This window comes from Thermodesulfobacteriota bacterium (assembly GCA_025062045.1).
GTDB lineage: Bacteria > Desulfobacterota > Syntrophorhabdia > Syntrophorhabdales > JANXAF01 > JANXAF01.
Map to the genome: position 1 here is coordinate 30,704 of JANXAF010000010.1, position 13,035 is coordinate 43,738.

Genomic DNA, 13,035 nt, shown 5'->3' on the forward strand with positions numbered 1-13,035 from the left:
TTCTCAGGGAAGGAATTTTTCTCAGACGAACTAACCGTTTTGTTTGCGAATGCGCAATTGACGGTGAACAGACTTTCGCACACCTTCCAAATTCAGGAAAACTGATGGAACTTCTTACTGAAAATAGGAAGGTTTACGTGGTAAAAAATGATAAGGGAAAGTTGCCTTTTAAAATCCGGTTTGTGGAAAAGGATGGTCTAAAAATTCTCGTTGATACAGTTCTCACTAATCAACTGGTATGTCATTTAGTAGAACGTGATTTGATCCCTTCCCTTGTCGGTTACAGGGTCCTAAAGAAAGAAGTGCCGGTCAACCGAAGAAGGATCGATTTTATTTTGGAAAAAGATGGAAGGAAGCTCTGTCTTGAGGTTAAGAATTCAACCCTTTTTAGAACCGTTCTCTCCATGTTTCCCGACTGCCAAACAGAAAGAGGAAGGTCCCACATCAAAGAGCTCCTAAAACTTAAAAATGGGGACACGGACGCTGGAATCTTATTCGTCGTTAGCTCTCCAACTGTCAAGTATTTTCTTCCCGACTTCCACAACGATTTTCACTTTGCCAGAGAGCTTTTTTTGGCATCTGAAAAAATTTGGATTGGTGCAATTTCTTTCGGCTTTGGCGAGGATCTCTCAATTTCGGAAGTAAAAGAGCTTTCTATCCCTTGGCATGAGCTTATCAAGGTAAAGAAGGATTCAGGGGTTTACTTATTAGGTCTAAAGATCGAAAAAGACGTGGATCTCCAAATAGGAGCCCTGGGACAGGTTTCCATAAGAAGCGGTTACTATGTCTATTCCGGATCCGCAAAAATGTGTCTTAAAAAAAGAATCGAAAGGCATGGGAGGAAAAAAAAGAAAGTTTTTTGGCACATAGATTATCTCACATCAAAATTTAGACCCTACTTTCACCTTCCCGTAAGAATCGATAAGCCCTATGAGTGTTACATAGCTCGTAGGCTTGCTGCGATGTGTGATTGGATAATACCGAATTTCGGCTCCTCAGACTGCAAATGCTTAAGCCATCTTTTCGGATTTGAAAAGGACCCATTAAAAAATGAAAGATTTATAGATTTCGTACTTTACTTAAGACTAGGTTTAATAGAAGAAAGGCTCGAAATGATTGAGAAGGAACATTTTCTGTGATAAAAAAGGACGGAGGTCAAATAATGGATCTTATGAAAGTCATACATGAAAGGCAAAGCATAAGAAAGTATAAAGAAGACGAGGTACCTGAAGAGATCCTTCTCGAGATCATTGATGCGGCAAGAAGATCGCCCTCCTGGGCCAATAGTCAGACCTGGCGGTTTGTGATCGTAAAGGACAAAAGCGTAAAGGAGGCTTTGGCAAAGACATTGACAGAGAATAACCCGGCCAAAGAGGCGGTAACAAAGGCTCCAATACTTGTGTGTCTTGTTTCTGAAAAGGGTGTTTCTGGCTTCAGAAAGGGTGTTCCAAGAACTTCAAAAGGAGACTACTACATGTTTGATGCGGGTATCGCTATGGAACACATCGTTCTTGCGGCATGGAATTTTGGATTAGGAACGTGCCATATCGGAGCTTTCAACCATGAAGAAGCAGAGAAAATACTTGGAGTACCTGAAGGCTATACGATAGTAGCAATGAGTCCCATCGGGTATTTCGACGAAAAACCAAACGTAACTCCGAGAAAGCCTTTAAAGGAGATTCTTTTTCTTAACAGATTCGGAAACCCATACATAAATGAACCATGAAGATACCGTTGGTCAATCTCAAGGCCCAGTATAGGAAAGTCAAAAAGGAAATCCTTGCGGGTCTAAAACAGATTCTTGATGAACAAAAGCTCGTTTTGGGAGAGTACTGCCAGCTTCTCGAAGAAAAAATTGCTACTTACATAGGTGTTCCTTACGCTATTTCGTGTGCAAATGGAACTGACGCTTTAATTCTTTCTTTGCGAGCTCTCGACATAGGCATCGGTGACGAAGTTATAACCACACCTTACACTTTTTTTTCGACCGCAAGTTCGATAACACTTGTGGGGGCTAAACCTGTATTTGTGGATATAGAGCCAAGATTCATGAATATAGATCCAACAAAAGTTGAAGACGCCATTACGGAAAGAACAAGGGCAATAATCGTCGTTCATCTATTTGGTAAAATCTGTCAGATTGATAAGATAATGGCCATTGCAGAAAAGCACAAGTTATACGTGATAGAGGATATGGCCCAGTCGATCGGTGCCAAAAAAGATGGCAAAATGGCCGGATCCTTTGGACACGTCTCTGCTTTAAGCTTTTATCCAACAAAAAACTTAGGGGGAATCGGCGAGGGCGGGATGGTATTGACCTACGATGAATCTATAGCAAAAAAGGCAAAAAAGTTGAGAGTCCATGGAATGGATGAGAAGCCTTACACCCATGATCTTATAGGTATAAATAGCAGGCTCGACGAGATAAAAGCCTACGCACTTTGCGCGAAATTTCCTTACCTGGAGGAATGGAACAAAAAGAGAATAGAAAACGCAAAATACTATAATTCGGCTTTTAAAGATCTGCCACTTGTTCTTCCCGAGTTAGAAGACGATGGATCCCACGTATTCCATCAATATGTGATAAGGACAGAAAAAAGGGATGAACTCAAGGAATTCTTAGAGAAAAAGGGGATACAGACAGGGATATACTATCCGTTACCCTTACACCTTCAGAAGTGTTTTTTGTACTTAGGGTATAAAAAGGGGGATTTTCCCTGCTCTGAAGAGGCTTCAAGAACAAGTCTTGCCATCCCTGTGTATCCTGAACTCAAAGAGAGAGAGAAAGAGTATATAGTACGATGCGTAAAAAAGTTTTTTAAGAGATAGTGCAGAGAGGCTCTTCTTCCATAAAATCTCCGAATTCTTCGTAGGCCCGCGCCCGGCATCCGCCGCATATTTTTATGTATCTACATTTGCCACATCTCCCCTGGTACTCCCTAAAGTTCCTAAGTCTTAAAAAAACTTCTGATTTTTCCCACACGTATCTTACACCATGAGCTCTAACATCCCCTGAAGGTATCTCCAGATATCCGCAAGGCTGGGCAACACCCACATGGGAAATGAACATGAAACTCTTTCCTGCAAGACATCCACTCCCTCTTAATTCTTCTCCCTCTTCTTTAAGTATCCTGTAATACTGGGGAGCACAGGTGACCTTGATTTCTATCTCTTTTCTTTGTGCCAACTCGTAGATTCTCTTCAGTGTCTTTTCGTATTCCATCGCCTCAAGTCCTTTGTCTTTTATGCTCTTTCCTCGACCGACAGGCACGAAGAAAAAAAGGTGCCATGCGCAGGCACCAAGAGATTTTGTCAGTTCAAAAATAGATTCTATCTCTCTTATGTTTAAAGAAGTTATCGTCGTATTTATCTGAAAGGGCATCCCCTCTTCATTTAGTATCTTCGTAGCCTCAATCACACAATCAAACGATCCTTCAACACCCCTCAATCCATCGTGGGATTCTTTGTCCTTTCCATCTAGGCTGAGACTTATTCTCTTTATTTCTAAAGCTTTTAGGATCCTAACAGTTTCCTTTGTGAGCAAACTCCCATTTGTCGCAAAAACCATATGGAGACCCTTTTTTATACTTCCGTGTTCCACTATCTCGAAGATATCCTTCCGCAGAAGGGGTTCGCCACCTGTAAGTATAATTATCGGGGAAGAAAAAGAGGCTATTGAATCGATGATCGATTTGCACTCAGAAGTAGTGAGCTCTCCTTGAGGCACCTCCTTCGTTGCTGAGGCCCGGCAGTAGAGACACTCAAGGTTGCAGGACCTTGTAAGTTCCCAGGCTACTATCCTTAAAGGGAACCCTCTCTCATCCACTTAGCTATATCCTTGGCAAAGTATGTGATGATGATGTCTGCCCCAGCTCGCCTTATCGATGTTGTAAGTTCCACAACAAGACTTTTGTAATCTATAAATCCAGTTTTTGCCGCCTCTTTGACCATGAGATATTCACCACTCACAGAATATGCGGCAATTGGCACATTGAATGTCGATCTTGCAAGACCTATGATGTCTAAATAAAAGATGGCAGGTTTGACCATAACGATATCCGCACCCTCCGCAATATCGAGCTCTATCTCTTTTAACGCTTCTTTCTTGTTAGGATAATCCATCTGATAGGAACGTCTATCTCCAAACTGAGGTTTTGACTCGGCAGCGACTCTAAAAGGTCCGTAAAGAGAGGAGGCGTACTTTGCGGAGTAACTCATGATCGGAATATGTGAATATCCATTCGAATCTAGCTCTCTCCTTATTGCTTGGACTCTTCCGTCCATCATATCGGATGGAGCAACGATGTCTGCCCCAGATTCTGCGTGGGAAAGAGCCACTTTTGCGAGTATTTTTATAGTCTCATCGTTGTCAACGGTGTCACCTTTAAGCACACCACAATGTCCGTGGCTTGTGTATTCGCATAGGCACACATCCGTTATTACAACTAAGTCATCGCCAAAGGCTTTCTTTATTTTTTTTACCGTCTTTTGGATTATTCCATCTTCTCTGTAGGCTTCACTTCCTACCTCATCTTTCCTTCCCGGTATTCCAAATAAAAGCACCGATCTTATCGATAGATTTAAGAGTTCTTCGATTTCCCTAAGTAGACCATCGGGTGAGAATTGGTATATGCCGGGCATAGAAGGAATCTCAGTCTTCATTTGCGTCATCTCTTTGACGAATAACGGATAGACTAAGTAATTTAGGGAAAGATGGGTCTCTCTTATGAGGTTTCTAAGTATTTCAGTCTTCCTTAGCCTTCTGGGCCTTGAAAAAGGATACCCCATTCTTACGAGATCTCCTCGTCGGTCAGATAGCACTGAGGATCAGGAGCCCAAAGATCGCTAGTTTTCGCATAGGCTCTCACCCTGAAATTTCCACCACATATGTCGATGAATCTACACCTTGCACACCTTCCCGTCAAAAACGACTTTTTATTCCTTAAGGCCTTTATAAGCCCATCGTTACTTAGGATCGAGCCCAAGGACCTTTCTTTTAAGTTGCCTAACGTATAATCTTTCCAAAACTGGTCTGGATGAACATCCCCTCTTTCATCGATAGAGACAATACCGATCCCTGAGAGGTTTCCCCCATTTTTGAGAAGGAACTGGTAAACCTCTTTAGCCCTTTTTGGATCCTCTCTTAAAAGCTTTAGATAAACATACGGTCCGTCCGCGTGGTTATCCACAGTGAGAACTTCAACTCTTCTATTTTTGGCATATATGGCTTTCGTTCGCTCAATTATGTAATCCAAAACTCTTCTTCTAGTTTCATGATCAAGATCTAGATCCATAAGGCTCTTTGCCCGTCCAGAATAGACAAGATGATAAAAACAGAGCCGGTCGATATCTTCATCCTCAAAAAAATCGAAGATTTCAGGAATATGATGATAGTTCTCCTTCGTTATCGTGAATCTTATACCAATTTTGATTTTTGCCTCCTTGCAGTTGCGTATCCCTTCTTTTGCCTCATCGAAGGCTCCTAGTCTTCCACGGAAAAGATCGTTAACATCGCCTACCCCGTCTAGGCTTACGCCAACGTAAGAGATTCCACTTTCGGCAAGTTGCTCGGCCACTTTCTTGGTAATCAGAGTCCCGTTTGTTGAAAGCACCGTTCTTAGTCCCAACATCTTTGCATGCTTTAAAAGCTCGAATATGTCGTGGCGGAGAAGGGGTTCCCCACCAGAAAAAAGAATGACAGGGACTCCAAAAGAGGCAAAATCCTCTATGATCTCCTTAGCTTCTTTGGTATCGATAATCGATTCCTCGTTTTGGCCCGGCTCTGCGTTTGCATAGCAATGCTTGCAGAAAAGATTGCAACTTTTTGTTATATTCCATACCACAACAGGTTTTCTTTTATCGGGAGGAGTCCCGTAGCGGACTTCGTCGAAACTTTCCTTTGCACCGCAGTAAAGCTTCGTGATACTTACCAAGGCTCCCTCACTTTTTGATTATCTTTTTTGCGTAAAGATCCTTTGTCCTCTCGTAAATTAAGGTAACCCTATCGCCCACCTTTATATCCTTTAAATCCCCCTTTTTGCCTTTTATCTCCACCACCGTCTCCGGAGTAATTATTACCCCAACAACCATTTCTGACTTTCCTATCATCTCCGAAACAACGATAGCAGTTCCTTTAGGGTCGATCGCCTTCACATTTCCAGTAAATGTTCTTAAAGCCTCCGAGGAATAGGCATGACTTAAAATAAGGAGTGAAAAAATGAAAAAGGCAAAGACCTTGCTTTTTTTCATGATCTTAAACCTCCTTGGAGCTTTTTTCACCTAATCATACCATAGAGCGGTATAATTATAAACAAGAACGGGTAAGATGTTGGACCGAAAACTGGAACTTCGAATAAACGAATTAGCCTACGTTCCGGAACACGTAATCCCACTTATTACGGCTCTATCAAAGGGTGAACCCTTCTTTTCCGAGGGATTTCTTTATTTTAGGGGCGATTACTGGGTCATCTTCGTTGGATATCCCCTCGGACTTCCATACTCTGAAGAGAAAATCCTTAGTTCTCTCGACCGTATCTTCGACAGTTTCGATTTCGAGTACCTTTGGCTTATAGCTCCTAAGATTCCTAATCAACTGAAAGAAAAAGCTTCTTTGCAGAGCAAGGATCGATATTACATTTTAGAGCTTAACTCTTACATACCTCCAGAAAGGCTAATAAAGAAAGTCAACAACGCTTCATCTAGGGTTTCTTTGAAGATATCCAAGTCTTATACAGAGGAGCATCTAGCTCTAACAGAGGAGTTCCTTAAAGGTAAGGTTCTAGATCCATTCGTACTAGCCCTTTTTAAGACGATACCAACTTATATACGGGATGCCCAGCTTTCGTATCTCATTGAGGCCCGTGATTTAGCCGAGAATCTTTGCGGTTTCTATGTGATAGATGCCCATGCAAAAGACTTTCTCGTGTACCTTTTGGGATGCAGAAAAACTTCTTTGGACATAAAATGTGTTTCTGACATACTCTTCTTAGAAATGGTAAATCTTGCAAAGAAACTTGAAAAAAAATACATCCATCTCGGCTTGGGAGTAAGCGAGGGAATAAAGAGATTTAAAGAAAAGTGGGGTGGGAAACCATTTCTACCCTATGAGTTTATAGAGGTAAGGAGGAAAAAAAATCTGCTCGAAAAAATAAAAAGACTGGAAAGGATCCTATAGGGAAAAATGGTTCCTTTTGGTTTTTGGTCGAAACCCCTAAGGATGGTATTTAGAGTTGAAAAGTCCGGAAAGATAAACTACATCTGTGGCACAGCCCACTTCTTCCCTTTTAGCTTCCGGAAATCGCTAAAGAAGCTGATTTCAAAGGTAAATATCGTCCTATTCGAGGGACCGCTAACTGAAAGCGACATGGAAAGAGTGGTGGCCTCAGGGTATGAAACGTCCACTTCCACTTCGTTAATCGACCTATTAGACAAAAATACCCTTAGGATCTTGGAAGAAGAGTATGAATCTAGTAAAAGCAAAAATGAATCGGAGATTTCTAGATATTTTGGCTACTTTCAGGGCAGATCAAAAAGTAGGCTTGAGATGGATCTTAGAGGCTTAAAACCGTGGATGTGCTTTTTTAGAATATGGGCATCTTTCCTCAAAGAGAGAGGATGGACCTACTCTTTAGATTTGGAAGCCCATGTTGTGGCAAAAAAGAAAAATAAGAAGATTCACTATCTTGAAAGCATCGATGAGCAAATCAGGGCACTTGAGGGAATTCCCGTAGAGAGGTTTGTGAAGTTTCTCAACCTCTTTCGGGATTGGGAACTTTTCGCAAAAAGGTATGCGTATTTTTATTTGGAGGGTGATCTGGAGAACCTTCTAAGAACTACCGAGCTTTTCCCAACAAGATGTGAATCGGTGGTCGAAAAAAGGGATCCCGAACTTTATAGGAGAATCTTGCCTTTTTTTGAAGAAGGATCGGCTTCTGCTTTTGTGGGTCTTACTCACATAAAAGGAATAGTAGAGAGGTTAAAAAGTGATGGGTTTTTCATCTTTCAGGACAAATGCTGAGCTCTTTTGAGTTTAAATCGATCCAGATGAACGCCTACGTACCTGAACATATCTACCCGTACGTAACCTCTATCCTTAAAGGGGAAGCCTTCTTTTTCAAGCCTTTTCTATGGTATGAGACTTCTGGACTTGTCTTTGTGGTAGGCTACCCTATATCTGGAAATTTTGATCGTGAGGTTTTCTTGTGTCTTATCGAGAACTTAAGACGCGAAAGACCACACTCTAAAGTATCCGCAATTCTTCCCTACCCTCTCCAAGACACCAAGCCTAAATCTTCTGATTTCTATTACATTCTAGATCTTAGGGAGGTAAGGATTTCGCAAAAGACGAAGAATATGATAAAGAGGGCAAAAAGAGAAGTGACTTTTGAGCTTCAAAAAGATTTGACCATAGATCACTTACGACTTATTGATGAGTTCCTCAAAGAGAAACTCCTTAATCCTCAAATGTCAAAAATCTATAGACAAATTTCTGCCTATGTTGAAAAATCGGACCATTCGACTATAATTAGCGCTTACGATAAAAAAGGAAGCCTTATTGCTTTCTCCATTGTTGACACATCGTCTTCGGATTATGCTTTCTACATGTTCAACATAAGAACGAAAAAAGATTACGTTCCGGGTACATCAGATCTCCTTTTTGAGGTCATGATAGATCTGTCCAAAGCTGAAAGTAAAAGGTTCATAAATCTCGGTTTAAAAATCAATGAAGGGATAGGATTCTTTAAGGAAAAATGGGGTGCCAAACCTCATCTGCCGTACTATCTATACGAGTGGGAGGCGAATAAAAAGCCTATGGATCTTCTTCTGGAGAAGCTTGTATGATGGAACAATCCTTCCGATATGAAACTCTATCAAAAATATAAATTCTTCGCCTGGCAGATCGAAATTACAACTAGATGTCCCCTTTCGTGCAGGATGTGTATCAAGTCCGTATACGGCAACTACAAAAAAAAGGACATGGAAGTCCAAGATTTTAAAAATCTTGCCAGATATTTTAAAAACGTGGAGTACATCGTTCTCGAAGGATGGGGAGAACCTTTAATCCACCCATCCTTAATCGATATTATAAGGATAGCAAAAAGCGAAGGTCCCAAAGTCGGCTTTGTTACGAGCGGATATGGGCTCACAAAAGATTACGCGAATGCTCTTTTGGAGTCTGGTATAGATTTTCTTGGATTTTCGTTGTCCGGAGCAAAAGCCTCAACCCACGAAAGGATAAGAGTTAATTCCAGTTTTGAGGAAATTGAAGAAGGCATAAGGAATATATGCGAACTCTCCAAAACCACAAAAAGATATCCCAAAATTCATATCGTTTACCTTCTCCTAAAAGAAAATGTGGAAGAGTCTCCTTTGATCGTAGAACTAGCAAAAAGACTCGGCTTAAAAGAGATTGTATTCATTAACATGATCCAGATTTCTGACCTTTGGCAGGACAGTATTAAGGCATTCACGTACGAAAAAGAGAATCCATGGGAAAAAGTATTACAAGAGGCAAAAAGGATTGCGTCCTCGTACGGGATCAAAGTTAAAGTTCCTTCGCTTACTAAAAGCGATGTGGCCATCTGTTCTGAAAATCCCTTAAATTGTCTCTATGTTTCAGTAGATGGTGATGTTTCACCATGTGTCTATCTCAATCCACCTATCCCTTCCCCATTTGTGAGGATCTTTGAAGGTAAGCTATGTGAAACGAGAAGGCTCGTTTTCGGAAACATTTTTCAGGAACCACTAGAGGTCTTGTGGAATAAAAGAGATTACGTGGAGTTTAGAGAAGCTCATAAAAAGAGGCAAACCCTCTTAAAGAACATGTTAGATGACCTATTCAGTTTTAGGCTTGATTCCATCCATACTCTTTTTACCGTTCCTGATGCGTGCAGGACGTGCCATAAGATGTACGGTTTTTGAAAAGTCAACCTCCTTTGCAATAAGCGTTTCTCGGCATTTTTCAATGAGTTCTCTTAGTCTTTTCATATAGTCTAAGAAATCTAAAAGGAATGACAAATTCTCTAGGGCCTGGGGTATAAATCTTTGAAAATCGCTAAGTCCAGCCACCAAAGAAAGGTAAGAGAATGCACCGAGTGCCTGCATAAGCCTCTGAGTAGAGGCGTAGGTTATAGCGTACAAGGCTTCCTCTTTTGAAAGGTTAAAATTGCTAATCTCCAGATACGCATCGATTAGTTCTTGCCTTTCGCTTTGCGAAAAAGAGACGTACGCATCGAATACTAAAGATCCGAGGTCGTAAAATGGATTTCCGATACGCATTCCTTGGAAATCTATGAGATACACGTCTTCTCCCTTTACCATTACGTTTTGTGACTGTAAATCCCTGTGGATCAGACACTTTGGGGTTTGAAAAAGATTAAAAGTGAGTCTTTCAAACTCCTGCTCCAGTTCTTTATAGAACTTCTCTTCCAACTTTAGGCCAACGAGCTTTTCAACAAAGTTCTCAATAAAATAAGCCCTTTCCCATCTGTAAAGCCCCTCGTCGAAGGGCGCCTGTAGCTTTACTCTCTCATTTATAGTCTCTATTGGGTAATTATGTAGCTTAGAGACCTCATCGATAGTCTTATGGTAATAGATTCTTCTTTTTTCCCAGCTAATCGATCTCAAAGAGTAAAGGTCCATGTCCCCAAGGTCTTCTAAAACCAAAATGTTTTCCTCATCTAAACGGAATATGATGGAAGGAACTTTAATCCCTATATTTTTTAAAAAATCGCAGATGTCTGCGTAGTATCTATTTTCGGTTCGATCTGGGTCGTAAAGGATCACTATGAAGCTTGAGCCGTCAGGCATTCTCAAACGGAAAAACTCTCTCTGTGATCCCCTCTTTGAGAGGGGTTCCCACACAAAAAAATTTAGCTCGATTGAAAGACTCTTCTTTAAGATCTCTAAGATTCTACTTTTAGACTTTATGTCCATCCTAAGATGTCTACTTTGTTTTTGCGCCTAACTTCTCTATACGACTCCTTTGTGCCTAGATCGAACCATACACCTTCATCGACTATGACGCCTTTTACGCTATTTGGGTCATTTTTTGAAAGCTTCTGTAAAATATCAATTAGTGAGATCTTCTTTTTGGGCTCTATGTACTTTAAGGACTCTGTCTCTACCGCATAGATACCCGTGAACTGAAAACCAAAAGTCAAAGAACCTTCTTTGTTTCTTCTGATCCCTGTGAGACGGTAAGATTCATCAAGGTAGATATGCCTTTCTGGCCCCGAGCTCCTCAAACACAGCGTAAAAAGGGGTCTTTCTCTTTCGTGGAAATCTATTACTTTGCCATAAGGAATGGTAGTTAGGATATCTCCGTTGTGACAAAGGATGGCCTCATCGTCGGTTAGAAGATCCTCAATGTTTTTTAGGGCTCCTCCTGTGTCCAAAAGCTCGCTTTCGTATCTTAAAATCATCAATTTTCCTTCCCATCTCAGTCCAGGAAAGACCTTTTCGTAACTTTCGGGTTTATGATGGACATTTATTATGAATTTTTCGAATCCGCATTTTGATAGATTATCGATGATATAAGAGATGATCGGCCTTCCCCAGAGAGGAAGAAGTGGCTTCGGTAAATATTTAGTGTACGGCCAAAGTCTTTTACCGAGTCCGGCCGCTAAGATGAAGGCCGTCTTGAATCTCCTTTTCATAAATGTTTACGATCCTTGTACCCCTAAAATAATGCTCCAGTATCTTTTCGAACCTGTATCCTTTCATTGCCATATTTGCCGCACCAATTTGGCACATGCCCACACCATGTCCCCAACCTGCTCCAAAAAGGTTCAAGTATTTAAGATTTCCATCTCTATCTTTTTCTCCCAAAATCACAAAGGCACTCGAGAGAATGTGAGAATCGGAAAGTATCCTTCTTATTTCGAGTTCTTTGCCAACTTTAACCTTTTTTTTGGTCCCCTCAATCAAAAGCCACTTTATTCTACCAGAAGGACCTCTATGTAGGGGTTCGATTTTTCTTATGTCACCGACGTCTAAACCCGTCTTCATCTTTATAAGGTCCTTTAGGTACTCTGCCGAGAGAGTCACTTTCCACCTAAAGAAATCTTTTGTTTCTGAATCGGTTTCATTTAAGATCTTGGAGAGTAAAGCTCTGTCGGTGACATTGCAGAAGACTTTAGGCTTTGAAAAAATCCACCTTTTTACCTCATTTTCCGTCCGTGGGGGTTTGAGCGTGCGTGTACTGTCCGAGACACTTACTAAGTATGGGATTTCTATCTCTTCCCATGCGGTTGAGTATTCTTCTGTGATTCCTCCGCAACATTTTGAGTATCTCGTATCGCATATAGAATCACCGTATACGAGAACGAGACCTTCTGTTTCGTCAACTACATTTTCAACTCCCGAAGATTTGACCTTTGTTAACCCGTGATAGCGTTGGCAGTGATCATCGGCACAGACATCGTAATATTCATGGTCCCCGCTTCCATAGATTTTTACAATCTCACTTTCACTATTTTCAGAAATCTGTTGGAAAGCTTGAGACTTATGTAAGATTCTCGAAAAAACCCAACTTCTCGCCACACAGGCATGGGCTTTTAAAAACTCCCGAGGAGCCATGGGGTTCATCTCTGAAGCGATTACACTTTTTATGTATTCTTCTACGCCTATTCGATTAATGGCGCAGAGTCGATTGTCCTTTCTCACTCTTATCAATAGATCTCCCAAAAACGTCTGCCTTTCCAATCTCTCCCAGTGAAAACCGGAACCTACTCGGATTCCATCTAGACTGAAACTTGAGCCTTTTTTTGCTAGAAGCTCTATCTCCAAACTAGAACTAAACCTTTTACCGGAGACCGTAAGAATCACGAGCCCTTCTTTATATTCGCAAAAGAAGGGCCCTATGACCGGAATCTTTCCGGAAAGCAAAAACTCTCCGTTTAGCGTTCCTTCGATCTTTTGAACACCGTCCATCAGTCCTACCGAAATATCCTTCTTCAGCATAAGGGGACGGCGAAACTATAACACATCTTTGTGAAAAATTAGAGAGATATGTATCAAATTTCTGAGTTTCCT

At 41.1% G+C, this 13,035-nt stretch carries 14 protein-coding genes (1 of these 14 running past the window's edge); 7 read left to right on the forward strand and 7 right to left on the reverse strand.

All coding sequences use genetic code 11. From position 1 onward, the window contains the following. The 3 genes in view from sfsA to NZ583_07495 are tightly spaced (at most 23 nt apart) and all read left to right on the forward strand, a layout consistent with a single transcriptional unit that may run on beyond the window. Nucleotides 1-1,139 carry the 3' portion of a DNA/RNA nuclease SfsA gene (sfsA, locus tag NZ583_07485; GenBank protein ID MCS7281445.1) on the forward strand. It extends 16 nt beyond the left edge of the window, so the window shows 1,139 of its 1,155 coding nt (coding positions 17-1,155); its start codon lies beyond the left edge, outside the window; the stop codon is at nucleotides 1,137-1,139. Between the two features lie 23 nt (nucleotides 1,140-1,162). Next, nucleotides 1,163-1,726: a nitroreductase family protein gene (locus NZ583_07490; protein ID MCS7281446.1), complete on the forward strand. Its 564-nt coding sequence runs from the start codon at nucleotides 1,163-1,165 to the stop codon at nucleotides 1,724-1,726. Beyond that, nucleotides 1,723-2,829: a DegT/DnrJ/EryC1/StrS family aminotransferase gene (locus NZ583_07495; protein MCS7281447.1), complete on the forward strand. Its 1,107-nt coding sequence runs from the start codon at nucleotides 1,723-1,725 to the stop codon at nucleotides 2,827-2,829. The genes NZ583_07490 and NZ583_07495 overlap by 4 nt, the downstream gene beginning before the upstream one ends. Here NZ583_07495 and NZ583_07500 read toward each other — a convergent pair. Genes NZ583_07500 through NZ583_07515 form a run of 4 tightly spaced genes read right to left on the reverse strand, consistent with a single transcriptional unit; the run spans nucleotide 2,819 to nucleotide 6,249 of the window. Then, nucleotides 2,819-3,826 (reverse strand): radical SAM protein, encoded by a 1,008-nt coding sequence (locus NZ583_07500; protein MCS7281448.1) that lies wholly within the window; start codon nucleotides 3,824-3,826, stop codon nucleotides 2,819-2,821. The two genes, NZ583_07495 and NZ583_07500, sit on opposite strands and share 11 nt — an antisense overlap. Next, complete coding sequence (hemB, locus tag NZ583_07505; GenBank protein ID MCS7281449.1) at nucleotides 3,802-4,788, reverse strand: porphobilinogen synthase; 987 nt, start codon at nucleotides 4,786-4,788, stop codon at nucleotides 3,802-3,804. The genes NZ583_07500 and hemB overlap by 25 nt, the downstream gene beginning before the upstream one ends. Before the next feature lie 2 nt (nucleotides 4,789-4,790). Further along, nucleotides 4,791-5,933 carry a radical SAM protein gene (locus tag NZ583_07510; GenBank protein MCS7281450.1) on the reverse strand — a complete coding sequence of 381 codons (1,143 nt, stop codon included), beginning with the start codon at nucleotides 5,931-5,933 and terminating at the stop codon, nucleotides 4,791-4,793. A gap of 7 nt (nucleotides 5,934-5,940) precedes the next feature. Continuing rightward, nucleotides 5,941-6,249, reverse strand: coding sequence for a hypothetical protein (locus tag NZ583_07515; GenBank protein MCS7281451.1), 309 nt, complete (start codon nucleotides 6,247-6,249; stop codon nucleotides 5,941-5,943). 76 nt (nucleotides 6,250-6,325) lie between these two features. Here NZ583_07515 and NZ583_07520 point away from each other — a divergent pair, with 76 nt between their 5' ends. The 4 genes from NZ583_07520 to NZ583_07535 are packed head-to-tail and all read left to right on the forward strand — an operon-like array spanning nucleotide 6,326 to nucleotide 9,921. Beyond that, nucleotides 6,326-7,174 (forward strand): hypothetical protein, encoded by an 849-nt coding sequence (locus NZ583_07520; GenBank protein ID MCS7281452.1) that lies wholly within the window; start codon nucleotides 6,326-6,328, stop codon nucleotides 7,172-7,174. A gap of 42 nt (nucleotides 7,175-7,216) precedes the next feature. Continuing rightward, nucleotides 7,217-8,017 carry a TraB/GumN family protein gene (locus tag NZ583_07525; GenBank protein ID MCS7281453.1) on the forward strand — a complete coding sequence of 267 codons (801 nt, stop codon included), beginning with the start codon at nucleotides 7,217-7,219 and terminating at the stop codon, nucleotides 8,015-8,017. A 26-nt stretch (nucleotides 8,018-8,043) separates the two neighbouring features. Next, entirely contained in the window at nucleotides 8,044-8,841 is a 798-nt protein-coding gene (locus NZ583_07530; GenBank protein MCS7281454.1) for a hypothetical protein, read from the forward strand. 18 nt (nucleotides 8,842-8,859) lie between these two features. After that, nucleotides 8,860-9,921 carry a radical SAM protein gene (locus NZ583_07535; protein ID MCS7281455.1) on the forward strand — a complete coding sequence of 354 codons (1,062 nt, stop codon included), beginning with the start codon at nucleotides 8,860-8,862 and terminating at the stop codon, nucleotides 9,919-9,921. Here NZ583_07535 and NZ583_07540 read toward each other — a convergent pair. From NZ583_07540 to NZ583_07550, 3 genes are read right to left on the reverse strand one after another with little or no spacing between them, the layout of a single operon-like run. After that, nucleotides 9,835-10,935: a phosphotransferase gene (locus tag NZ583_07540; protein MCS7281456.1), complete on the reverse strand. Its 1,101-nt coding sequence runs from the start codon at nucleotides 10,933-10,935 to the stop codon at nucleotides 9,835-9,837. The two genes, NZ583_07535 and NZ583_07540, sit on opposite strands and share 87 nt — an antisense overlap. Further along, the gene (locus NZ583_07545) at nucleotides 10,926-11,657 is read right to left on the reverse strand and encodes a sugar phosphate nucleotidyltransferase (protein ID MCS7281457.1); all 732 of its coding nucleotides are present in this window, start codon (nucleotides 11,655-11,657) and stop codon (nucleotides 10,926-10,928) included. Before NZ583_07545 ends, NZ583_07540 begins: the two co-directional genes overlap by 10 nt. Further along, a complete protein-coding gene (locus NZ583_07550; GenBank protein MCS7281458.1) occupies nucleotides 11,608-12,963 on the reverse strand; it encodes a SpoIID/LytB domain-containing protein in 1,356 nt (451 codons plus the stop codon). Before NZ583_07550 ends, NZ583_07545 begins: the two co-directional genes overlap by 50 nt. Between the last annotated feature and the right edge of the window lie 72 nt (nucleotides 12,964-13,035).